We start from the raw sequence: 23147 nt of genomic DNA on the forward strand, positions 1-23147 counted from the left end.
CCCCCACCCGTAATCGTAATGTTGTATTTTAGGCGTAATTACTATCTAGTAAAGTTATGTATAATTTGTTAAGAATGCTCTCAAAGTAAAGTGAATGTTGCGTTATGTGAGATAGCTAAAAGCATATAAGCCACGCCGGATATATCCTGGTGGATGTTATTCATGAATGCTTTTAGGAATATCCTCAGGAAGGCATTGCAAACGATGTGGGATTAATTGGCGGGGATCTCACTGACAATATCGGCGAGTAAATTAAATACTTCACTAAATAAATGCTCGGTGAACGGAGCCATTAAAGGAATTAATGCCGTCATCACTAATATGCCAACCGCAAGCGTGAGCGGAAAACCAATCACAAACACCGAAAGCTGGGGTGACATACGGTTAAGCAAACCGAGGGCAATGTTCAGCGTCAGCAGCAGTGTAATCAGCGGCAGCGCGAGCATTAACCCATTGAGGAAGATCAGCCCGCCTGCACGCGTCAGCGCCATAAAAGCGTTACTGTTAATCGGATTCCCGCCGATGGGCAGAGTATGAAATGTGTCGACCAGCATCGAAATCAGCCACAGATGGCCGTTAAACACCAGAAAAAGCAGCATCGCCAGCATGTCCATAAAGCGGGCAAGCACCGGCATATTTAAACGGCTTCCAGGGTCAAAGAAGGTGGCGAATGAGAGCCCCATCTGCAGGCCGATGATCTCCCCGGCGGTGCGCACGGCGGCAAAAGCAAACTGCATCGTAAAGCCCAGCGCGATGCCAATCAGAATTTGCTGCGCGGCGAGCCAAAACCCTGCCGCGGAGAAAATCGTCACGCTGCTTGAGGGAATCGTGGGTGCGATTATCCAGGTAATCATCAGCGCCAGGCCAACTTTTACCTTTTTGGAAATGGCACGTTCACTCAGAATCGGGGCGGTAGAAATCAGAGCCAAAACGCGTAGAAATGGCCAGAATCCCATACTCAATAACGTGAGCCACTGCCCGCTATCAATGTGAATCATCCAATATTCATCGGAATATTCGTCAGCAGCGTGCGCATATAATCCAGCAGCAGATTAAGCATCCACGGCCCGGCAACGATAATGGTGACAAACACGGCAAGGATTTTGGGAATAAACGAAAGCGTCATTTCGTTTATCTGGGTAGCGGCCTGCAACATACTGATCACCAGACCCGTCACCAGGGCGACCATCAACAACGGGGCGGCGAGCGCCAAAGCCACTTTCATCGCTTCGGTGCCCATCATCATGACTGACTCAGGCGTCATCTTCTTCCCCTTTAACTGTAGAAACTTTGCGCAAGCGAGCCCACCAGCAACTGCCAGCCATCCACCAATACAAAAAGCATTAATTTGAAGGGCAGGGCAATGGTTGCCGGGGGCACCATCATCATCCCCAGCGCCATCAGGACGCTGGCGATCACCAGGTCGATAATCAAAAACGGAATAAAGACCGTAAAGCCAATCTGGAAGGCGGTTTTCAGCTCGCTGGTGACGTAAGCCGGTAGCAGGATGCGCATCGGCACCACGTCCGGACCTTCGAGCGGTGGGGTATTCGCCAGACGCGCAAACAGCGCGAGATCCGCTTCACGCGTTTGTCGCAACATGAACTCGCGCAGCGGCTTTGACCCTTTTTCCAGGGCTTCATCCATCTGGATTTTGTTTTCGCTAAACGGCTGATAGGCATCGGTATAAATTTTATCGAACACCGGCGCCATAATGAAAAACGTCAGGAATAGCGCCAGGCCAAGCAAGACCTGGTTAGGCGGTGCAGACGGGGTGCCTAACGCGCTGCGTAACAGGCCAAAAACAATAATGATGCGTGTGAAGCTGGTCATCATTAGCAAAATGGCCGGTAAAAACGTCAGTGAGGTAATAAAGACCAGCGTTTGTACCGGCAGCGACCAACTCTGACCGCCGTTTGCCATCGGCTGGCTGACAAACCCCGGCAGTTGAGCGAAGGCAGTAGGCATTACCAACAGCAGGCCGAGCAACGAGAAGGGGAGCCAACGTTTCATCAATCTTTCCCGTTACGTTTAAGCAGGGTTTTCATCAGACTCTGGAAATCCGCAGGCGGCGCTGGCGAGACAATTTCGCTCACCGGTGCGGCTGGCAGCGTGTGCAAATGGGTGATTTGCCCGGCGGTGACGCCGAGCACCAGGCGCGCGTCCTGCACATCCACAATCACCACGCGTTCACGCGGGCCAACGCTGCAACTGGCGCTGACTTTCATCTCTTTGCTCGAACCCGTTTTGGGCGCAAAGCCAAAGCGTTTGGCGACCCAGGCGGCAAGCAGAATGAAAATAATAATCGCCGTTAACGCGCCGCTCACCTGCACCAGCGTTGAACCGGCGCTGGTGGTGGCAGGTTGTTGTACCGTAGCCTGGGTTTTCATGGCTTAGCGGCTCAGGCGACGCATACGTTCAGACGGGGTAATGATGTCCGTGATACGTACACCGTATTTATCCGCCACCACGACCACTTCGCCCTGGGCAATCAAATAGCCGTTAATCAGAATATCGAGCGGTTCGCCCGCTAAACCATCCAGCGCAACAACGGAACCCTGCGATAAACGCAGCAGCTCTTTAATCGTCATGCGCGTGCGACCCAGCTCCACCGTCAGTTTGACGGGAATATCCATAATCAGGTCGATGTCCTGCATCGCCCCGGCCACGTCATTCCCTTCCAGCGCGCGGAACACGCTGTCGGCGGTACTTTTGGTGGAGACTTTCTGTTCGTTTAGCGCATCAGCCCACAGATCGTCCACGGAGCCTGCATTGTCGTCGGACGGTTGATTAATATCACTCATTTGGGCTGTTCCTCGTTCAGCGAATTCAGTATCGGGTTGATCAAATGTTCGACGCGCAAAGCGTACTGGCCGTTAAGCGTGCCGTACTGACTGGTCAGGACCGGAACACCGTCAACGTGTGCCAGGATCCGGTCCGGTTTATCAATCGGCAGTACGTCGCCCGGCTTCAATTTTAAAATTTGTGATAAGCGCAGCGGGATGTCAGCGAAGTTCGCGATCAGTTCCAGCTCGGAATGCTGTACCTGGCGCACTAACGTATCGCGCCAGCTCTGGTCTTCCTGGCGGGAGTTTTCCAGCGGCGGGTTTACCAGCAGCTCGCGCAGCGGTTCAATCATGCTGAACGGCAGGCAGATATTAAACTCGCCGGTCAAGTTGCCGATTTCCACGTGGAACGGCGTATTCACTACAATATCGTTAGGCGACGTGGTGATATTGGTGAATTTCACCTGCATTTCGGAACGCACATATTCCACTTCGAGCGGATAAATGGCTTTCCATGCATCGCTATAGGATTCCAGCGCCAGCTTCAGCATGCGGTTAATCACGCGCTGTTCGGTGTGGGTAAACTCCCGGCCTTCCACCTTGGTGGGGAAGCGGCCGTCGCCGCCGAATAAGTTATCAACGGCGATAAAAACCAGGCTCGGTGAAAACACGAATAAACCGGTGCCGCGCAGCGGTTTGAGGTGCATCAGGTTGAGGTTGGTGGGTACCGGCAAATTACGGGCAAATTCGTGATACGGCTGAATGCGAATCGCCCCGACGGTAATGTCTGGGCTGCGGCGTAATAGGTTAAACAGCCCCATACGGAACTGACGCGCAAACCGCTCGTTGATGATCTCTAATGCCTGGAGACGCTCGCGCACCACGCGGCGTTGGGTATTAGGATCGTACGGACGAATGTCGGTTTCGTTGACGACGCTGGTTTTGGGTTCGTCAGCGTTATCGCTGTCGCCGTTTAACAGCGCGTCAATTTCGGCCTGAGAAAGAATGCTATCGCCCATGGGATTACCGCAAAATAAAGGCGGTATACAGCACGTCGCTGACTGCCTGTTGAGGTTGACCGGCGACAAGCGGCGGAGCCAAAGTGTTCTTTATGGCTTCAACCAGCTTCTGTTTGCCTTCATCGGTGGCAAGCGCCGCGCTATCCTGGCGGGAAAACAGCAGCAGCAAACGGCTGCGCACTTCCGGCAGAAACTCGCTCAAACGCTGGCGCGTGGCTTCATCTTTCAGACGCAATGTGATGCCGATGTACAGCACGCGGTCAGCATCACCGAGGTTCACGGTGAAGGTATCCAGTGCGAAAAACACCGGCGCTGGCGGTGGCTCAGGCGCTTTAACTTGCGCAGAGGCAGGCTGCTGCTGCATACGCCAGTAGCTATAGCCCGCGGTAGCACAGGCTGCAAGAGTAATCAGGACCAGTAACGGCATCCAGATGGAGCGCTTGCGGCCTTTTGGCAAAGCGTTGTCAGTCATAAAACGCATCTTTCCTGTATCGGTACTGCATATGAATTAATTATCCCGCGTCGTCGGGCGTTCAAAGGCCCGAAAACAGGGGATATTTGTTGTTAACTCTGACGTTTAGCTTAGGGAACGCGTCTCAGGCAAAAATATCCACCGCGTTATTCCCCGACGCTAAACGCTGCACGCTGGCAGGCACAGCAAGCGCTTCGCCATCACCCATTGACGGGAAAGTGCTTGCGGAACGCGGTGACTGTTGCGGATTTTGCCCCGACTGCTGTTGCTGCTGGCCCGCAAAACTTTCGCTGCTGATGCTGCTTTGGCCGAGCTGAATACCGCTTTCCGCCAGGGCAAGACGTAAGTTTGGCAGGGTGGCTTCAAGCGCCGCACGCACGTGGCTGTGAGCTGAAACCATCTGCAACTGCGCCTGGTTATCGTCAATCTTCATGCTGATTTGGATCTGGCCCAGATCTTCAGGGTGCAGGCGCAACTCGGCACTCTGCTGGCCCTGGCGGGTGAACAGCGTGATGTGCTGGCTGACGGCCTGCTGCCACTCCTGGCTTCCTAACTGCGCGCTAATCTGCGGCGCTACGGGCACAGCAATTTGCGCTGTGGCAGGTGTGGCGACGGTTGCGCTACTGACGGTTGGCGTCAGCAGTGGGGAAGCGGTGCTGGTGTTGTTCGCTGCGGCATCACGGTTGCCATTTTCCGCGTTGCTTACGGTAAATGTTTTGGCATCCGGAAGAGGTTCAGCAGTGTTGGCCGGTACGCTTTTGGCGGCTGGTGTGGCATCGAGCGCTATTGTTTTATCTGACGCAGGGGCGTTTTTCGGTGCGTCATTTCCCGGCGCGTTTTTAATATCGCCGCCTGAAAGTAATGATTTCAGGTCGACGGAAACATTTTTGTCACCTTCAGCCGGAATAGCGACTGCGCTGGTGGCAGGCAGTTGCTGCGGCAACATGGCAAACAGCGCGCTTAATGCCTGCATATCAGCAGTGCTCAACGAGTGATCCTGCTCCTGCTGCGCTTCAACCTGTGCCAGTTTCTCGTCGCTGCCGGTTTTTTTCACGCTGGATAACAGCGCGGACAAGCCTTCTGGCGTATCAAGATTATTCAGCAGCGACGCAAGCGTGGTTTTTTCATCGGCCGTAGCGCTACCTTTCGCAGCCGTTTTATTAAGCGCCGCTTCGAGTGATACGGTTTTGCCATCTGCCAGCGTGAGCTGGCCCGGTAACGCTTTGCCCAGCAGGCTCAGGAAATCTTCGCTGAAACCTTTGTCACCGGTTGCAGCACTCCCAGGGCCAGGCGTACTGCTTGCGACATCAGGAGAAGTTATCATCAGGGGCTGTGTAATCATTCTACTTTCCTCAGTGTTGCCCGCTGGGCATATTCATCCATCTGTTTTTGATCGAGCTTGTTTTCAGCCAGCAGCATCTGGGCGGCTTTTCTGTCCTGCAACGTGCTCCAGGCCTGCAATCTTTTTTGCTTCTCTTGCCAGAGATTCAGCGCCTGGCTGACTTTGTTATTCCACTGCAAAAGCAGCTGGCGATGCTGGTCGATAGCCTTCTCCAGCGTCTGTATAAATTGCTGATAATTTTGCCAGCGGTTACTGGCAATGCCCTGAGCCATGCTGTCATTGAGGCTGGAGCTGTACTCATACTGATAGTTGATCAGCATAGTGAGCTGCTCTTCCGCCTGCTGGCAGCCGCGGCGCATCTCCCCTAAGCGTACCGCCGCATCCTCAACCTCTTTCTGGGCAAGGTCGCGCAGGGTATCCAGGGCTGTGCTTTGGTTCATGATGTCCTCCCACCAAATCCTGTCGGGTGGCGCTGCGCTTACCCAACCTACGAAAGGCCGTTGTAGGGGGGATAAGCGACAGCGCCATCCACCGATTACCGGCCATCAAACCGTCGGGAAAATAATCTCCAGAGACTGGCAAGCTTCTTCCCAACCGCTGCGCTCAAAAATCCCTTGTTGCAAAAAGGCTTCCAACTGCGGCCACAGCACAATGGCTTTATCGAGCTGCGGATCGCTGCCTTTGGCGTATGCCCCGACGCTGACCAAATCGCGGTTGCGCTGGAAGCTGGATAACAGTTGTTTGAAATGCCGTACCCGCGCGTAGTGCTCATCGGTAATCAGGGATGTCATGGCGCGGCTGATCGACGCTTCAATATCAATGGCCGGGTAGTGCCCACCTTCAGCCAGGCGGCGTGACAGCACGATATGGCCGTCAAGAATGGCGCGCGCCGAGTCGGCAATCGGATCTTGCTGATCGTCACCTTCGGTCAGAACCGTATAAAACGCGGTAATCGAACCGCCGCCGGAAATGCCGTTCCCCGCGCGCTCAACCAGCGCCGGAAGTTTGGCAAACACGGAAGGCGGGTAGCCTTTGGTGGCCGGAGGTTCGCCAATCGCCAGGGCGATTTCACGCTGCGCCATCGCGTAGCGGGTGAGGGAATCCATAATCAGCAGCACATGCTGACCGCGGTCGCGGAAATCTTCCGCAATGCGCGTGGCGTAGGCGGCACCCTGCATACGCAGCAGCGGGGAAACATCCGCAGGGGCGGCGATCACAACAGAGCGGGCGCGGCCTTCAGGGCCGAGAATGTTTTCGATAAAGTCTTTAACTTCACGCCCACGCTCGCCAATCAAACCCACCACAATCACATCGGCCTGGGTGTAGCGGGCCATCATCCCAAGCAGCACACTTTTACCCACGCCGGAACCGGCAAACAGCCCCATACGCTGCCCACGCCCAACCGTCAGCAGAGCGTTGATTGGGCGCACGCCTACATCCAGAACGTGTACAATCGGCGTACGTTGTAAAGGGTTGAACGGAGCCGCACCGAGCGCACCAAGCGTGGTGGTTTCAGGGGCGGGAAGGCTGTCGAGCGGGCGTCCGCTGCCATCCAGCACGCGGCCCAACAGGGCAGGCCCCAGCGGCAATTGTTTCCCGCTGTGCAGGCCGCCTTCGCTGGTTGCCCTGGCGTAGACGCGCGCGCCGGGCAAAATCCCTTCCACTTCTTCAAGCGGCATCAGAAACAGCTTTTGGCCGTTAAAACCGACCACTTCACACTCAATATCGCGGGAATGCTGTTCGATAATACAGGTTGCGCCGAGCGGCAATTGCAGGCCGGTCGCCTCCAGCACCAGGCCGGTTGCCCGCGTCAGGCGGCCATAACGGCGAACCGTGGGCATTTGCGACATGCGTGCTTCGAAATTGTCGAGCGTGTTTAGCCAGCGAGTCAGACGGGCAGTCATTACAACACTCCAGGGGCTGCGAGGCGGCAAAGTTCCTGCCAGCGCGTGGCGACGCTGGCGTCGAGGTCGCCTTCGTCAGCGGAAACTTTACACCCGCCCTGGTGCAGACTCGGATCGCCCCGCAGCCGCCAGCCATGCAGGCTGAGCGTGGCACCCAGCATCTCTTCGACGCGCTGCAGATCGTCAGGATGGACGCGCAACTGCGGTTTGCCGCTGAACATCGGCTCCTGTTGCAACAGCGTTTGAATCTGTTTAATCAGCGCCGTGTTATCAATGCTTTTTGTCTCGCCGATCACCTGGCGAGCCGCTTCCAGCGCCATTTGCATCAAACGCGAGGCGATAACGCTATCGAGCGCATCCAGCGTGTACTGAAATTCGCTGACCAGTTGCTGCATGCGGGCATGCACCGGTGCTTGCTGCTGTTTTGCTTCAGCCAGGCCTTGCTCGAGCCCCTGCTGAAATCCTGCTTTTCGGCCTTCTTCAATGCCGATTTTCTGACCTTCCGCCTGGCCTGACTGATAACCTTGCTCGTGCGCCTGCATCTGCATCTGGGCAAGTTGCTGCTGTAAATCCGACTCGTTTGGCTGCGGATGTTCCGCTTCCTCAACGTCTGCATCGGACTGAAACAGCGGCTCGAACGCCTGAGAGGGCGGAGCGAGATCGTCAGGCGTCCAGATTTTCCACGGTAGCCCGTTAGACATAGGTATCCTCGCTGGTGCCAATCACCATCTCGCCGGTTTCTGCCAGGCGACGCACAATAAGCAGAATGGCTTTCTGTTCGTTTTCCACCTGCGACAGGCGCACCGGGCCACGGTTGGAGAGGTCGTCGCGCAGAATATCCGCCGCACGTTGCGACATATTGCGCAGGAACTTCTCGCGCAGCGGCTGTTCGGCACCTTTGAGGGCGATAAGCAGCGATTCGGATTCCACTTCCTGCAACAGGCGCTGAATACTGCGGTCGTCCACTTCGACCAGATTTTCGAACAGGAACATCTCGTCGATAATTTTTTGCGCCAGCTCGCCGTCGAAATCGCGAACGGCAGAAATGACCGCTTCTTCCTGCTGAGTTTTCATCAAGTTGATGATTTCTGCTGCGGTTCTCACGCCGCCCATTTTGCTGCGTTTGAGGTTTTGGCCGTCAAGCAGGTTGTTGAGCACTTCGGTCAACTCTGCCAGCGCCGCAGGCTGTACGCCGCCGAAGGTGGCGATACGGAGCATCACATCGTGGCGTAAACGCTCGTCGAACAGCGCCAGAATGTCGGCCGCCTGGCCGCGTTTGAGGTGAACCAAAATCGTGGCGATGATTTGTGGGTGCTCGTCGCGAATCAGATCGGCAGCGCTTTGCGGCTCCATAAAGTTGAGCGTTTCCATGCCCGAGGTGGTTTCGCGGGTTTCCAGAATGTCTTCCAACAGGCTGGATGCGCGCTCTTCGCCCAGGGCTTTGATCAGCACCGAACGCAGGTAGTCGTTGGCGTTAATCGATAGCGCCGCATATTGCTCGGCTTCTTGCTCGAACTCGGCTAATACTTCGGTGAGCTGTTTATTAGAAATCTGGCGAATACTGGCCATCGCCGAGCTGAGATGTTGAACCTCGCGCGGGCTCAGGTGTTTAAACACCTCCGCTGCGCGGTCTTCACCAATGGTCATCAACAGAATGGCGCTTTTCTCTGTTCCGCTAATACTCATAGTTCGTTACTCATCCATTGGCGAATCACCAGCGCAACCACGCGCGGATCGTTATCAGACATCTCGCGAATACGCTGGCTCATGACTTCGGCGCTCAGGCGCTGGTTCGCTTTGCGTTGTTGCTGTTGCTCGTCCTTGGTCAGGCGAACAGAAACGGCTTCATCCTCTTCCACGCGCTGACGCTGGGCTTCCATTTGTGCCTGCTGGGCCACTTCTTTGCGTTGCAGTTGTGGGCGCACTACTTTGCGCCACAGCAGCCAGGCCACAATCAGCACCACCAACCAACGACCCGCCGACATCAACATTTCGAAGAAGGCTTGTTGCTGCCAGAACGGAAGCTCGTTGCTGGTATCTTCAATGGCGCTAAACGGAGAGTTAACTACGTTGAGGGTATCGCCGCGTTTGTCGGAATAGCCCATCGCTTCGCGCGTCAGATTTTCAATCTGTTTCATCTGATCGGCGGTCAACGGCAGCGGTTTGCCATCGCTCAACTGGCGGTAATTGACGACCACCGCCACCGAGAGGCGCTGCACGTCGCCCACGTTCAGCTTGGTATGGCGAATGGTGCGATCGACTTCATAGTTGGTGGTTTCATCGCGCTGAGTATTGCTTGAGCCGGTTGGCGTAGAACCCCCCATCGACGTCGACTGATTTTGCTGTGCAGCGTTCGCGGCATTATTTTGCGGTGGCGTCGCAATGGGGGCGTTGTTCGGCGGTGCGGGTTGGTTTGACAGCGCTCCCGGCACGCCGCCTGGGTTGCGGCCATTGACCTGCTCGCTTTGATTTAACTGGCGTGAACGCACCGCCGCCTGAGAAGGATCGCTATTCGGGCGATACTGCTCTTCGGTCTGCTCTTTATTGGAGAAATCGATCTGCGCGGTAACCTGCGCGTGGACATTGCTGCTGCCAACGATAGGGCCAAGAATCGCTTCGATGCGGCGCTGATAGCGGTTTTCGACATCCATCGCATATTTCAGTTGAGCATCATTCAGATCGCGCCCTGCGGTATTGGACTGAGTAAGCAGGTGACCGCCTTGATCGACCAGCGTTACATTGCCCGGCGGTAAGCCTGCCACCGCGCTGGAAACCATATGCACAACGGCGCTGATTTGCCCTTCATCTAATGCGCGTCCCGGCTCAAGGCTGAGCGTTACGGAAGCTGAAGGGGATTTTTGTTCACGAACAAACAAAGAAGGTTTCGGCATCGCCAGGTGTACGCGGGCGGTTTTTACCGGGCCCAGTGTTTCGATAGTGCGAGCCAGCTCGCCTTCCAGCGCACGCTGGTAGTTGACCTGTTCGCTAAACTGGCTGATACCAAATTTTTCCTGATCCAGCAGCTCAAAACCCACTGCGCCGCCTTTCGGCAGCCCTTGCTGGGCCATACGTAAACGTAATTCGTGGACTTTATCAGCCGGAACCAAAATGGCGCTGCCGTTATCCGAGAAGCGGTACGGCACGTTCATTTGGGTTAACTGAGTGACGATTGCGCCGCCGTCCTGATCGGCCAGGTTGCTGTAAAGCACTTTATAGTCAGGCGTTTTAGCCCACAGCACCAGCGCGACAATAATGGCGATGGCCGCAGCCCCGGCAACCATCAGCGGAATTTTAGGATTTGCACGAATGCGGGTTAGCCACTCCTGGGTTTTGTTTTGGGGCGTTTGTGCCTGGGCCGCAGCGGTCATTTAGCACCTCGCGGCTGGGCGTAAACATCATTGTTAAGCGTAAAAGTGAACAAAACGAGCTCCCGGGTCGACAATCACAACAAAAGGCGTCGCCATTATTTTCTGTTTGAGAATTTTCGATGGCTGAATTAGCTCTATTTATTGCTGCTATTTAAGGCCTTTATCCTATTGACAAGGTGATAATCTTGCCGCGTTAAAATTTACTGGGGCAGGGAAATGGCGATTCAGGGCATTGAAGGCGTACTTCAGCAGTTGCAGGCAACGGCGCTATCGGCGGGGAATCCGGTTCAAAATTATGAACCTAAAGTGAGCTTTGCCGGTGAGCTCCAGGCAGCACTTGGGCGCATCAGCGAAACGCAAACCGCGGCTCGCACCCAAGCTGAGAAATTTGCGCTTGGTACGCCAGGCGTTGCGCTGAATGATGTGATGGTCGATCTGCAAAAATCGTCGGTTTCGCTACAGATGGGCATTCAGGTGCGTAATAAGCTGGTGTCGGCTTACCAGGAAGTCATGAACATGCAGGTTTAGTGGAGCCGTGTGCTCAGCGCAATATGCACTAATCACACGGATATTCTGCGTCTGTTACTGAGCGCTGACTGTGGCCGGTGGGGTTGTAACCTGATTCACCTCTACAGGCTTAGGCGCACGTCGGTGGCGAGCACGCGGATTGGCCTGTCGGTAATATCCATCAAGTTCCCATTGCGCCTGGGCAAGTGAAATTTCCCCAGCACGGGCGCGAGCAGAAAGACGATCGGCCATCGTCAGGTATTTGATCACAACCGGAGTGGATGCAAGGGCTTCATCTTGTTTGATCCCGGATTTCATGCAGCTCACGAAATTATAGAAATCCTTTGGCTCGGGATTAACCGCATCACAGTTAGCCTGAATATGCATAATTCTTGTGCCCTTGGTTGCACAACCCGCTAACACCATTGCAGTGACAGCAACCCACAAAATCTTCTTCATTTTATCCCCAATAGTAAATGCGATACCCGGTCAGTGACCTGTTTTCAGTCTCTCGATCGCTACGGGGTTTTACTGTAGAGGGTTTTCGATGCCTCAAAAACCCTTTTTTACTATGCAGGTAGGTGCAAGAATTTAAAAATGAAGGAGTTTAATTTGAATATATAAAATTCGCGGCATATGAATATTGCAGCGAATATTTGAAAGATTTATTTCTTGAAATAAGTAAATACGACGAAAGTATGATATTTAAATGGCTAAGGTGTCATGCCTTTCAATAACAACCATTTTATTACTTGATATTACCGTGCTGTTTGACGGCACGCTTTTTAACACCAGAGTACCTACACCAATGATGACGTTATCACCAATTTCTATATCATCGCCAATGATGCAGGAGTGGGCGCCCATATTGACGTTATTCCCGACTTTAAATTTGATATCCACGCCATTTTTGTTGCTGCCGAGGGTGCAAAACTGCCTGATGGTAAAGCCTTCGCCAATCACACAGCTTCTGTTTATGATCATGGAGTTACCGTGCCAAATTTTAAAGCCTTTCCCTATCTGTAAATGATAGGAAAGTTCCACGCCAAACAGGCCCTCATTAATCAGCCTGTTGAGAATCACAAAAAGCAATGAAAGGGGATACAACGCTTTTGTTTTGGCATGAATGGTCGCCAGCCGAAAAATTAAGATGATGACCTTTGATTTTGCAGTATTTATTTTCAAGTCATACATTAATGTGGAAAAGAAATCACGCATGGCGATATTCCATTAAGAGTTTATGAGAATAATCTTAATTCATATTTCATAACTCGCCATCGCACGAAGTAAAATCTTTTATATCACTGCAAAAACGCTCAAGGTGAATTAAAGCGAGGGAATGCCCCTCGCTTTAAGTGTGTTAACGCTGAATCAAATAGCGGATGGTTGGGCCATCCTGCTGAATATCCAGCACGGTGTATCCGTGGTTTTTAGCATCCAGCGGGATGTTATTGATCGACTGCGGGCAGTCGCTAACCACTTCCAGAATTTGGCCTTTTGCTAACTGTGGCATCGCTTCAAGCGTCGCTACCGCCGGGTAAGGGCAGGGCTCGCCCAGCATATCCAGGCGGAAGTCAGGAATATAATTGTGGCTCATACAGGCTCCTTATTGGGTTCGCTAATGGACAGATTTTTGCGGCGGAAGAACTGTTTCTCCCAACCCACTACCAGCAAGAATGCGGCGAGTAACAGTAAATAAGTGACCAGCAATCCGCCAAGCGGGCCAAAGGTATTAAGCAGATTCACTTTATCCCAGTTGGTCGCCAGCGCAGGGGAGAGCGAATCCCAGTAGTAGGCTAAGAGGGTGGAGCCAATGACGTTACCTAATCCGACCCACCAGTAATGAACTTGCCCTTCAACCGCGCGATACATCCAGCCGGTTTCACACCCGCCCGCCAGCACAATCCCAAAGCCGAACAGTAGCCCACCGATTACTGCATTTGGACCCGCCCACATAATTTTTGGCGCAACGCCGAGCTGTACATAACTGAAGATACCGATGGCGCTGACCGCCATGCCCAGAATAATGGCTTTCGCCATATGTGTGCGCCCGGTGATCCACATATCACGAAATGCGGAGGTAAAGCAGATTTGCGCCCGCTCAATCAATAAACCAAACGCGACGCCAAAAAGCATCGCCAGACCCAGTTTGGGCTGGTTCATTGCGGTCAGCGCCCCCCAACCTAACATGCCCGCGAACACCAGCATGCCGATGCGGAAGCGGCGTTTAGCCTGCTCGGGTTTCTGAGTCAGCGGCAAAGATGCGGATACTTTTTGCAGTTTGACGGGAATACGGAACATCGGCAGAAGCGTGAATTTTGCACCGAACCACGAACCGATGGCGGTCGCTAACGCGAAGAACCAGGCGTGCAAAGAGAACTGAGGGATGCCGGTAAAGAAGGCGGCGAGGTTACAACCCATCGCCAGACGCGCACCGAAACCGGCAATAATGCCGCCCAGCACCGCCTGGAAAATGCGGATGCGATGCTGTGGCATTCGCAATTTCACGTTATTTGCCCAAAGGGCGGCGGCAAAGCAGCCCCCGAACATGCCGATGATCATCATCCCATCAATGCGTGTCAGCGGGCTTCCGTCGAGATGAATGAGTTTGAAATAACCCCATTCTTCGGTATGCACCCCGGCTAGCTGAAGGAGTTGCCCGCCCCAGCGGGTGAACTCGCCGGTGACCGCCCAGAAGGTGCCCGTCAGGCCGAAATAATACGTTGAGAGAATACCTGCCGCGATAACCGCGGGCATGGGCGCCCAGAATTTAACCAGATAATTGATTTTAAAGTGTTGCCAGAACATTTCTCGCCTCTGAACTCAGAAGGGGTGGACTATTTTAGGGGGCTGTATTTAAGCACTTTTGTTTTACCGATTCGCCAAAATAGGCCGCTTTAATGACGACTATCAAATAACTTGCTGGTTCAGGGAGGTTCTCAACACCTTCTTTTTTCCGGTGCCAGAGAAACAGTGGCGGGCTAAGTGCTTTAATGCGAAAATTATTTTTTCTCCACAGTCGGGATAGACGATGAAAAAAATTGCATTATTGACAGTGTTGCTGGCATTGAGCGGCTGTGTGCAGGTTGATGATTACCGCGAAGTGGTGAAAACACCAGCACCTGCGGGGCTCGCCGGATACTGGCAGTCGCAGGGGCCGCAAAGTGAGATGGTAAGCCCTGAAGCGATTGCAACGCTTGTGGTTACGCCCGCAGGGGATACGCTGGATTGCCGCCAGTGGCAACGCGTGATTGCCCTTCCGGGTAAGCTGATGCAGCGTTCGGACGACTGGTATAACGTCACTCATAAACGCGACGTATATAGCGTCGAGCGTGAAGGGGATATGCTGGAATATGCAGGTATGACGCTGAAACGCGTTGACCGCCCAACGCAAGAATGTGCTGACTATTTGCAGAAAAACCCGCTGGATAGCAAGTTACCGTAAGGTGTGACTTCGCTTTCCTTATGCTGTTTCTAAGTCACATCTTTTAGTGCAGAGATTAGTGGCATTTACTCTGCCACTAACGGTGAATGGAAAATCTCTGCGCCTTACAGATCTCACCCTGAAAGATTGTCAGAGTGAGATCTTTAATAAGAGACAGTTCGTGAAAGGGGAAGGGAGTACCCCGCCGCTATAACACCTCTTCCATCACCCACACGCTGACGCTGCCGCCGTTACAGGTAAAGGTCGCAGTGCCTTGCTCATCGGTAGTGACAATCTCTTCCCGGTTGCCAAGGTAATCTCGCCAGTTTTTGCCGCCATAGTTATCGCCAAGCTCAATGGTTTTTTCGCCTTCATCACCGTTGGATAACACCACCACGCAGCCCGGATGTTCATCGGTGCCACTGCGGCTAAAGGCAATACAGTTGGGATGATCGAAATAGAGCGTTTGCACGCCATGAGCGAAGCGTTCGCGGGCGTGAATTAAATCATCAAGCTGTTCGATAATTGGCATATCAATATGATACGTTTCGCCATCGCCGCCTTCATCGTCGTAGCTGGCGCCAAACAAGTCGGGGTAAAACACGCTCGGCACGCCGTTTTCACGCAGCAAAATTAGCGCATAAGCCAGCGGTTTGAACCACGCTTCAACCGGTGCCTCAAGGGATTGCAACGGTTGCGTGTCGTGGTTGGCGACCAATGTTACGGCGTGGAAAGGATCGGCCTCCACCAGCGTGCCGGTGAAAATCTGGCTCATGTCGTAATCACGGCCTTGCTTCGATGCCTGGTGGAATTTCATTTGCAGCGGGGCGTCAAACAGCATGGTTTTGCCGTCGACCTGGGCAATATACTCCTGAAGTTTATCAACCTCGTGCGACCAGTATTCAGCGACGATAAACAGCGGCTGTTCAGCGACTTCCTGAACGTGCTCAATCCACTCTTTATAGAACCACGCGGGAATATGTTTTACCGCATCCAGGCGGAAGCCGTTGCAGCCGGTTTCGGCCATCACCCATCGCGCCCAGTATTTAATCTCTTCGGTGACGGCGTGGTTGCGGAAGTCGATGTTTTCGCCCATCAGGTAGTCGAAATTACCCAGCTCATCATCCACCTGGTCGTTCCAGCCTTCGCCGGTGTAATCGTTGATGATTTTGAAAATGCCGTCTTCATCCGGGTTTTCGATGTGGTCTACGCCGCTGAAGCATTTAAAATCCCAGATAAATTTCGAGTATTTTCCCTCGCGGGCAGGGAAGGTGTAGCGCGTCCAGGCTTCGCATTCGATAACTTCATCGTCAATTTCGTTACGGTTTTCTTCGTTGACGCGGTTGACACGGATCTGCTCTTTTTCATCGGCGCCCATTTTGTGGTTGACCACCACATCAAGCAGCACGGCGATATCATTTTCTTGCAGGGCTTTTATCGCCGCCATTAATTGCGCTTTATCGCCGTATTTGGTGGCAACCGACCCTTTTTGGTCAAATTCCCCAAGGTCAAACAGATCGTAACAGTCATAACCGACCGAATAGCCGCCAGAACTGCCTTTATAGGCGGGTGGCAGCCAAACCATATTCACGCCGATGTCGTTGAGCGTTGCGGCGCGTTCGGCGACTTCCGCCCACAGTTGGCCCCCTCCGGGGTAATACCAATGGAAAAATTGCAATAAAGTTGGGTTTTTCATTGAGTCCACGCTCCAGGAGTCATTTAGCTGACCTCTGGAGTATGGAAGATTTTTGAACTTTTGAAGGTCTTACTGGCGGATTGATGCACAACAGAAAACAAAATTATTGTGGAGCATCGGGTACCAGTAACTGGCCTGATAACCGTCCGTACGTGTGATTCAGGGTTTGCTGGCGTGAAGACTGGCCAATTAACGCGCTCAATTCGTCCAGACGCTGCTGCAATAAATTCTTTAACGCCTGCTCGTTGGCGAGGATTTGCTCAAGATTTTTCTGCAACATATCCTGCACGCTTTTCGCCGTACCCGGCGGAATTGGGTTAGCATTGAGCGTTTCAATGCCCTGCAGATAAGCGACTTCCTGTTCCAGCAAGAGATCCCACTCGCCGCGCTGCGCCAATTCCAAGAGGGACTGGCTTAACAGCACCACGTTTTGCCACCGGCTGATAAGTTCTACATACGGCGACATTAGGCAGGCTCCCGCGCAACGTTTTGAGGAGAGATCTGTTTCCAGGCATCCGCAATGTTGGTTAATAACCCTTCAACTTCTTCTATCGCCTCAACGTCATTACGAAGATTCCCCAGCATCAAGCGGCGAATCATGTAGTCATACAGAGACGATAAATTCTCGGCGATTTCGCCACCCTGGTCACGATCGAGCCCCGCTTTCAGGCCGTTATCGATAATGTTGATGGCTTTACTGAGAGCTTCCCCTTTCGCGGCTAGCTCTCCTTGCTGCATAAACAAGCGAGCTCTGACCAGGGCGCTTAATGCTCCATCAAAAAGCAAAACAATCAGTTGATGAGGACTCGCGCTCATCACGGCGCTTTCCACACCGATTTGAGCATATGCTTGGGTACCCCGCGCGCTGTACATAATTACCCCTTGTTATCAGGAACTGCTGGATGAGAATTGTTGAGTCAGATAGGTACTGGTGTTGTTCAGCTTGCTCATCATGGTATCGAGTTGCGTAAACTGAGCTTTGTATCGGGCAATGGTTTCATCAATGCTGTCGCTAACCGCCAGATACTGTTTCGTCAGGCTTTTGAGCGTGGCGTTAATACTGGTGGTGGCGCTGTCGATAATGCCGTCGTCCGCCAGATAGCTTTTTACCAGGTTAGCGGTGGTGGTGGTGATGCCGGTGGTTTTACCGTCACCGACCAGTAATTTTTGGGTATCAACAGAGTTGCTGCTAAGCGCGGTTTTCAGCTTATCGTCATCGATTTTCAGTTTGCCGGTGGTCGGGTCCTGGGCAATGCCGATTTGGGAGAGTGTGCTGAATTTAGAGCCAGTATCGCCGGTGGTAAATTGGCCGCGAATGCCCGTCTGGATAGTACGCACCACGCTGTCGCCCAGCAGTACACCGTTGCCTGCGCTCTGATCTGCCCCCGCTTCTACCGCGCTGTATTTGGTCAGCGAGCTAAAGGTGTCCAGCATGGCGTTATAGGCATCAACCCAGCCTTTAATGGCGGCGGTCGCTTTATCATTGCTTTTAGTGACGGTAACCGTTGCGTTGGTCACTTCTTTATTCAACGTTAAGGTGACGCCTTCCGGCGTATCTTTAACGGTGTTACTCCCGCTTTCTACTTCGATATTATTGATGGTTAACAGGGCATTTTGAGGCGCAATAGTTTGAGTTAATTTGCCCGTTTTGGTTTTTGAATCATAACCCAGCAGATCGTTGAGTTCGCTGTCGCCGGTGACGCTAATCGTCATGGCCTTATCTTCACCGGTTTCGGCAGAAGAGATAACCAACTGGAACTCACCGTCTTTGTTTTTAATCACGCTGGCAGAGACGCCACTATCAGCGGTGTTAATCGCATCACGAATGCCGTTCAGTGAGGTCTGGTCGTCAGTGAGTTTGATCTCCAGAGGTTTTTCACGACCTGGCTGGTTGATGATCAGTGTGCGGTCAGTAGATGAAACGCTGCTCTGTTTGTCAGTTGCGCTGGCTATTCCGCCGGTCGCAAGAGATTGTGCCTGCGCCAGTTGCGTCACGCTGATGGTGTATTTACCGGCGGCGGCTCCCGCACCGGTGCTAACCACTAAATCAGTATTGCTGCTGGTGGCGGTGCTGCTTTTAAAAAGGGTAGCGTCATTAAGTGCGGTATTCGCCGTCTGGAATTTTTCAATCGCGCTTTTGAGCGTGCCATAAGCCGTCAGTTTTGAGCTGTAGCTGGACTGCTGGGCCGTAATCGGGGTCAGTCGACCTTTCTCTGCAGTACTCAAGTTTGTTAAAAGTGTATCCAGTGGCAGATTGGATCCTACCCCTAATGAAGAAACGCTAGCCATTATTATTCCCTTTTCATTACTAACAATTATTCACGTTGGTATCGGCACTTTAGCGGCAAAGTTTAATGATATTTACGCGCTATTAATGGCGGGAATAATGCACGCGTTGCGGGTTATTTCTGCGGGTAGTTAAAAAGTGAAATTTTTCTAAAGTTCGAAAATAGTGTGCCGATACATGGGTAGACGGTGAGAAACCGTGGGCAACAGCCCAACAACAAAATGTGAATTGATAAGGATAAAATCATGGCACAAGTTATCAACACTAACAGCCTGTCGCTGTTGACCCAAAACAATCTGAACAAATCTCAGTCTTCTCTGGGCACTGCTATTGAGCGTCTGTCCTCCGGTCTGCGTATTAACAGCGCGAAAGACGATGCTGCGGGCCAGGCCATTGCTAACCGCTTCACTGCAAACATCAAAGGCCTGACTCAGGCTTCCCGTAACGCCAACGACGGTATCTCCATCGCGCAGACTACTGAAGGCGCGCTGTCTGAAATCAACAACAACTTGCAGCGTGTACGTGAGCTGTCTGTTCAGGCAACTAACGGGACTAACTCCCAGTCTGACCTGGATTCAATCCAGAATGAAATCACCCAGCGCCTGAGTGAAATTGACCGTGTATCTGGTCAAACTCAGTTTAACGGCGTGAAAGTACTTTCTGCTGACAGCTCTATGAAAATTCAGGTTGGCGCGAACGACGGTGAAACTATCACTATTGACCTGAAAGAAATTACTTCTTCTACGTTGGGCCTGAACGGCTTTAACGTGAATGGTAAAGGTGATGTGGCTAACACGGCCGCTACGCTGAAAGACATGACTGGCCTGACTGCAAGCGCAAGCGGTACAGTTGGCGTCACTCAATACACAAACAATGCAGCTAAAGCTTCTTCAAGCGATATCCTCGCAGCAGTAGGTACAGCTACAGGCGATAAAGTTAATACAACTGCGAACGTTGGCCTTGGAACTACAGCGGCAACTGACTATGTATTCGATAAATCATCAAATACTTATAAAGCGGCAACAGTAAATGGTGTTGATAATACAGATGTAGCTTCATTCCTGAATACCAAAGCGGGCGATACAACCAAAGCAACGGTTTCTATCGGTGGTAAATCTCAGGACGTTATCATTGATAAATCAGGCAAAATGACTGCCGCAGATGATAATGCAGTTCTGTATTTGGATGGTACTGGTAACCTAACTAAAACAGCAGCAGATCCAGCTGATGTTCAAGCAACATTAGCAGACTTAGCTGATGCTACTGGTGGTGCAGTTGCTACCATTAAAACTGACAAAGGTTCTTTCACCAGTGCTACTGGCGGTAAGTTCAATGCAACTAACGTGGTAGTTGCAGGTGATACTTTCTCTAATGCCGTTAAGAATGGTACTTACACTGCTACTGTTAGTGGTAATGCATATACAGTTACTGCTGGTGCTGTAGGTGCTAATGCCTTCATGAATGAAGGTAAACTGAGCACAACACCACCAACTTACTTCGCGCAGGCTGATGGTTCAATCACGACCACTGAAGATGCTACTTTAGGCAAAACAGTTTACAAAACAGCCGATGGTAAATTGACCACAGCTGAGAAAAGTGAATCCGAAAAATCTGCTGACCCACTGAAAGCTTTGGACAAAGCCCTGGCACAGGTCGACGCCCTGCGTTCAGACCTCGGTGCGGTACAGAACCGTTTCGACTCTACCATCACTAACCTGGGTAACACCCTGGGCAACCTGACCTCTGCTCGTAGCCGTATCGAAGATGCTGACTACGCGACCGAAGTTTCCAACATGTCTCGTGCGCAGATCCTGCAACAGGCGGGTACTTCTGTTCTGGCACAGGCAAACCAGGTACCGCAGGGCGTTCTGTCTCTGCTGCGTTAATTCACGCAAATCTGACCAAACCCCGCGATCGCGGGGTTTTTTCGTATTGAGTGTTACCCATAACCCCCAAATAACCCCTCATTTCACCCACTATTCTTGCGATTAAAACCCCTCCAGAAACGGATAATCATGCCGATAACTCAACTAACGCAGGGCTGTTTATCGTGAATTCACTGTATACCGCTGAAGGTGTGATGGATAAACACTCGCTGTGGCAGCGTTATGTACCGCTGGTGCGTCACGAAGCATTGCGCCTGCAGGTACGCCTGCCCGCGAGTGTGGAGCTTGACGACCTGCTACAGGCGGGCGGCATCGGGTTGTTAAACGCAGTGGACCGTTATGATGCCCTGCAAGGAACGGCATTTACTACCTACGCGGTGCAGCGCATCCGTGGGGCGATGCTTGATGAGTTGCGCAGCCGTGACTGGGTGCCCCGCAGCGTCAGGCGTAACGCCCGCGGCGTTGCGCAGGCAATAGGTCAACTGGAGCAAGAGCTGGGCCGCAATGCCACCGAAACGGAAGTGGCAGACCGGTTAGAAATCCCGCTCAACGAATACCGTCAGATGTTGCTCGACACCAATAACAGTCAACTTTTCTCTTATGACGAGTGGCGTGAAGAGCATGGCGACAGTATCGAACTGATTACCGAAGAGCATCAGCAGGCGAACCCGCTCCAGCAACTGTTGGAAGGGAATTTGCGCCAGCGTGTGATGGACGCGATTGAAGCGCTGCCGGATCGCGAAAAGATGGTGCTGACCCTCTACTACCAGGAAGAGCTGAATCTCAAAGAGATTGGCGCGGTACTGGATGTGGGGGAGTCGCGCATTAGTCAGTTGCACAGCCAGGCGATTAAACGCTTACGCACGAAGCTCGGTAAGTTGTAGGGAGTGCCGCATATTATAAGACGACCGGGATAACATCATGACGGTGCAACCATTAAAAAAGCGTCCATTGAGCCGCTATTTAAAAGACTTTAAACACACACAAACTCACTGCGCGCAGTGTGCAAAATTGCTCGACAGAATCACACTAACGCGGGGCGGGGAGATCGTCAGTAAAACCGCCATCGCGCAGCTTGATACGTTAATTGATGAGAACGGCTGGCAGGTTGAACGCCAGTCCTGGGCGGCGCTGTGTCGTTTTTGCGGGGATTTATACTGCAAAGAGCAGGAGCACTATTTCGATATCATCGGTTTTAAAGAGTATCTGTTTGAGCAAACCGAGATGAGCCACGGCACCATCCGCGAATATGTGGTGCGCCTGCGTCGTCTGGGGAATCACTTAGCGTCACAAAACATTCCCGCGCCTTCCACGCCTGAGGCCTGGCTCGACGACGCATTCGAAGCGTGGTTACCGCTTACCAGCACCAATAACTACCGGATTGCTTTACGAAAGTACGGCCAGTTTCAGATCCTGAATAAAAATAGTGCCGCCCATTTCCAGGAAAATAAATCAACTTCTGATATATATTAAAATGGCATAAGTTGTAGCGTAGTGGTTTTGATTGCTTATATTAAGTCGTTACACTACAACAAAATTATTCAACATTCGGGGTATCTATGAAATTAGCAATGGTGGGGCGTCAGGCGCTGATGGGCGTACTGGCTGTGGCAATGGTAGCTGGCGCGAGTGTTAAAACCTTTGCGGCTGAAAATTTGCTGGCGAAAGTGAAAGATCGCGGCACGCTGCTGGTTGGCCTGGAAGGGACTTATCCTCCTTTTAGCTTCCAGGGCGATGACGGCAAACTGACCGGTTTTGAAGTCGAGTTTGCTGAGCAACTGGCGCAACATCTGGGTGTGAAAGCCTCGCTGAAGCCGACCAAATGGGACGGCATGCTGGCGTCGCTGGACTCCAAACGCATCGACGTGGTGATTAACCAGGTCACGATTTCCGATGAACGTAAGAAAAAATATGACTTCTCCACGCCGTACACCGTTTCCGGTATTCAGGCGCTGGTGAAAAAGGGCAATGAAGGCAGCATCACCGGGCCGGATTCCCTGAAAGGTAAAAAAGTGGGCGTCGGTCTTGGGACGAACTACGAAGAGTGGTTGCGTGCCAATGTGCAGGGCGTAGATATCCGCACCTATGATGATGACCCAACGAAATATCAGGATCTGCGCGTAGGCCGTATTGATGCGATTCTGGTTGACCGCCTGGCGGCGCTGGATCTGGTGAAGAAAACCAAAGATACCCTGGCCGTTGCGGGCGAACCGTTCTCTCGTCAGGAAGCGGGTGTTGCAGTGCGTAAAGGTAACGAAGATCTGGTTGAAGCGATCAACAAAGGTATCGCTGAAATGCAGAAAGACGGCTCTCTGGCTAAACTGTCCGAGAAGTGGTTCGGGGCTGACGTTACTAAATAATTAACTCGTGATGCGTAGGGCGGATTAGCGTAAGCGACATCCGCCTTTTTTATTTGTATTTGCCAGCATTCTGCCGGGCTGGTGCATAATAAAGAT

General features: G+C 52.5%; 27 protein-coding genes. 6 read left to right on the plus strand and 21 right to left on the minus strand.

Translation table 11 applies throughout. From position 1 onward, the window contains the following. Nucleotides 1–212: 212 nt before the first annotated feature. The 13 genes from fliR to fliF all read right to left on the minus strand — a co-directional run bounded on the left by fliR (nt 213) and on the right by fliF (nt 10891). Complete coding sequence (gene fliR / locus AB1E22_RS17815) at nt 213–998, minus strand: flagellar biosynthetic protein FliR (RefSeq protein WP_367596560.1); 786 nt, start codon at nt 996–998, stop codon at nt 213–215. Further along, a complete protein-coding gene (fliQ, locus tag AB1E22_RS17820; protein WP_034458225.1) occupies nt 995–1264 on the minus strand; it encodes a flagellar biosynthesis protein FliQ in 270 nt (89 codons plus the stop codon). The genes fliR and fliQ overlap by 4 nt, the downstream gene beginning before the upstream one ends. Nucleotides 1265–1275: 11 nt before the next feature. Beyond that, on the minus strand, nt 1276–2013 hold the full coding sequence (gene fliP, locus AB1E22_RS17825) for a flagellar type III secretion system pore protein FliP (RefSeq protein WP_367596561.1): 738 nt from the start codon (nt 2011–2013) through the stop codon (nt 1276–1278). Beyond that, the gene (fliO, locus tag AB1E22_RS17830) at nt 2013–2390 is read right to left on the minus strand and encodes a flagellar biosynthetic protein FliO (protein WP_367596562.1); all 378 of its coding nucleotides are present in this window, start codon (nt 2388–2390) and stop codon (nt 2013–2015) included. Before fliO ends, fliP begins: the two co-directional genes overlap by 1 nt. Before the next feature lie 3 nt (nt 2391–2393). Then, complete coding sequence (gene fliN, locus AB1E22_RS17835; protein ID WP_367596563.1) at nt 2394–2804, minus strand: flagellar motor switch protein FliN; 411 nt, start codon at nt 2802–2804, stop codon at nt 2394–2396. Further along, nucleotides 2801–3805, minus strand: a complete 1005-nt coding sequence (gene fliM, locus AB1E22_RS17840; protein WP_367596564.1) for a flagellar motor switch protein FliM — start codon at nt 3803–3805, stop codon at nt 2801–2803. The genes fliN and fliM overlap by 4 nt, the downstream gene beginning before the upstream one ends. A gap of 4 nt (nt 3806–3809) precedes the next feature. Then, nucleotides 3810–4277, minus strand: a complete 468-nt coding sequence (gene fliL, locus AB1E22_RS17845) for a flagellar basal body-associated protein FliL (RefSeq protein WP_367596565.1) — start codon at nt 4275–4277, stop codon at nt 3810–3812. A 124-nt stretch (nt 4278–4401) separates the two neighbouring features. Beyond that, entirely contained in the window at nt 4402–5619 is a 1218-nt protein-coding gene (locus AB1E22_RS17850) for a flagellar hook-length control protein FliK (protein WP_367596566.1), read from the minus strand. Further along, entirely contained in the window at nt 5616–6059 is a 444-nt protein-coding gene (fliJ, locus tag AB1E22_RS17855; protein WP_367596567.1) for a flagellar export protein FliJ, read from the minus strand. The genes AB1E22_RS17850 and fliJ overlap by 4 nt, the downstream gene beginning before the upstream one ends. A gap of 105 nt (nt 6060–6164) precedes the next feature. Then, nucleotides 6165–7523, minus strand: a complete 1359-nt coding sequence (gene fliI / locus AB1E22_RS17860) for a flagellar protein export ATPase FliI (protein WP_367596568.1) — start codon at nt 7521–7523, stop codon at nt 6165–6167. Beyond that, nucleotides 7523–8224 (minus strand): flagellar assembly protein FliH, encoded by a 702-nt coding sequence (fliH, locus tag AB1E22_RS17865; protein WP_367596569.1) that lies wholly within the window; start codon nt 8222–8224, stop codon nt 7523–7525. The genes fliI and fliH overlap by 1 nt, the downstream gene beginning before the upstream one ends. After that, nucleotides 8217–9209 carry a flagellar motor switch protein FliG gene (gene fliG, locus AB1E22_RS17870; protein WP_367596570.1) on the minus strand — a complete coding sequence of 331 codons (993 nt, stop codon included), beginning with the start codon at nt 9207–9209 and terminating at the stop codon, nt 8217–8219. Before fliG ends, fliH begins: the two co-directional genes overlap by 8 nt. Further along, the gene (gene fliF, locus AB1E22_RS17875; protein WP_367596571.1) at nt 9206–10891 is read right to left on the minus strand and encodes a flagellar basal-body MS-ring/collar protein FliF; all 1686 of its coding nucleotides are present in this window, start codon (nt 10889–10891) and stop codon (nt 9206–9208) included. Before fliF ends, fliG begins: the two co-directional genes overlap by 4 nt. A 216-nt stretch (nt 10892–11107) precedes the next feature. On the opposite strand from fliF, the gene fliE reads away from it, so the two are divergent. Then, nucleotides 11108–11419, plus strand: coding sequence for a flagellar hook-basal body complex protein FliE (fliE, locus tag AB1E22_RS17880; protein ID WP_367596572.1), 312 nt, complete (start codon nt 11108–11110; stop codon nt 11417–11419). Nucleotides 11420–11473: 54 nt separating this feature from the next. Here the strand turns inward: fliE and AB1E22_RS17885 are convergent, their stop codons facing one another. From AB1E22_RS17885 to yedE, 4 genes are all read right to left on the minus strand, one after another. Further along, complete coding sequence (locus AB1E22_RS17885; RefSeq protein WP_367596573.1) at nt 11474–11857, minus strand: hypothetical protein; 384 nt, start codon at nt 11855–11857, stop codon at nt 11474–11476. Nucleotides 11858–12103: 246 nt separating this feature from the next. Beyond that, nucleotides 12104–12616 carry a serine acetyltransferase gene (locus AB1E22_RS17890; RefSeq protein WP_367596574.1) on the minus strand — a complete coding sequence of 171 codons (513 nt, stop codon included), beginning with the start codon at nt 12614–12616 and terminating at the stop codon, nt 12104–12106. 142 nt (nt 12617–12758) lie between these two features. Beyond that, nucleotides 12759–12995, minus strand: coding sequence for a sulfurtransferase-like selenium metabolism protein YedF (gene yedF, locus AB1E22_RS17895; protein ID WP_367596576.1), 237 nt, complete (start codon nt 12993–12995; stop codon nt 12759–12761). After that, on the minus strand, nt 12992–14206 hold the full coding sequence (yedE, locus tag AB1E22_RS17900; RefSeq protein ID WP_367596578.1) for a selenium metabolism membrane protein YedE/FdhT: 1215 nt from the start codon (nt 14204–14206) through the stop codon (nt 12992–12994). The genes yedF and yedE overlap by 4 nt, the downstream gene beginning before the upstream one ends. Before the next feature lie 223 nt (nt 14207–14429). On the opposite strand from yedE, the gene yedD reads away from it, so the two are divergent. After that, nucleotides 14430–14843: a lipoprotein YedD gene (gene yedD / locus AB1E22_RS17905; RefSeq protein ID WP_367596579.1), complete on the plus strand. Its 414-nt coding sequence runs from the start codon at nt 14430–14432 to the stop codon at nt 14841–14843. Nucleotides 14844–15030: 187 nt separating this feature from the next. Here the strand turns inward: yedD and amyA are convergent, their stop codons facing one another. The 4 genes from amyA to fliD all read right to left on the minus strand — a co-directional run bounded on the left by amyA (nt 15031) and on the right by fliD (nt 18807). After that, nucleotides 15031–16518 carry an alpha-amylase gene (gene amyA, locus AB1E22_RS17910; RefSeq protein WP_367596580.1) on the minus strand — a complete coding sequence of 496 codons (1488 nt, stop codon included), beginning with the start codon at nt 16516–16518 and terminating at the stop codon, nt 15031–15033. A gap of 103 nt (nt 16519–16621) precedes the next feature. Then, nucleotides 16622–16984: a flagella biosynthesis regulatory protein FliT gene (fliT, locus tag AB1E22_RS17915; protein WP_367596581.1), complete on the minus strand. Its 363-nt coding sequence runs from the start codon at nt 16982–16984 to the stop codon at nt 16622–16624. Then, entirely contained in the window at nt 16984–17391 is a 408-nt protein-coding gene (gene fliS / locus AB1E22_RS17920) for a flagellar export chaperone FliS (protein WP_367596582.1), read from the minus strand. The genes fliT and fliS overlap by 1 nt, the downstream gene beginning before the upstream one ends. A gap of 15 nt (nt 17392–17406) precedes the next feature. Next, entirely contained in the window at nt 17407–18807 is a 1401-nt protein-coding gene (gene fliD / locus AB1E22_RS17925; RefSeq protein ID WP_367596583.1) for a flagellar filament capping protein FliD, read from the minus strand. A 243-nt stretch (nt 18808–19050) separates the two neighbouring features. Between fliD and AB1E22_RS17930 the strand changes: the two genes are divergently transcribed. The 4 genes from AB1E22_RS17930 to tcyJ all read left to right on the plus strand — a co-directional run bounded on the left by AB1E22_RS17930 (nt 19051) and on the right by tcyJ (nt 23051). Then, nucleotides 19051–20691: a FliC/FljB family flagellin gene (locus AB1E22_RS17930; protein ID WP_367596584.1), complete on the plus strand. Its 1641-nt coding sequence runs from the start codon at nt 19051–19053 to the stop codon at nt 20689–20691. Nucleotides 20692–20855: 164 nt separating this feature from the next. Beyond that, on the plus strand, nt 20856–21575 hold the full coding sequence (locus AB1E22_RS17935; RefSeq protein ID WP_367596585.1) for an RNA polymerase sigma factor FliA: 720 nt from the start codon (nt 20856–20858) through the stop codon (nt 21573–21575). 37 nt (nt 21576–21612) lie between these two features. Beyond that, a complete protein-coding gene (gene fliZ, locus AB1E22_RS17940) occupies nt 21613–22164 on the plus strand; it encodes a flagella biosynthesis regulatory protein FliZ (protein WP_367596587.1) in 552 nt (183 codons plus the stop codon). An 86-nt stretch (nt 22165–22250) separates the two neighbouring features. Continuing rightward, nucleotides 22251–23051 (plus strand): cystine ABC transporter substrate-binding protein, encoded by an 801-nt coding sequence (gene tcyJ, locus AB1E22_RS17945; protein WP_367596589.1) that lies wholly within the window; start codon nt 22251–22253, stop codon nt 23049–23051. Nucleotides 23052–23147: the final 96 nt, after the last annotated feature.

It is taken from the genome of Buttiauxella gaviniae (assembly GCF_040786275.1).
Taxonomy (GTDB): Bacteria; Pseudomonadota; Gammaproteobacteria; order Enterobacterales; family Enterobacteriaceae; genus Buttiauxella; species Buttiauxella gaviniae_A.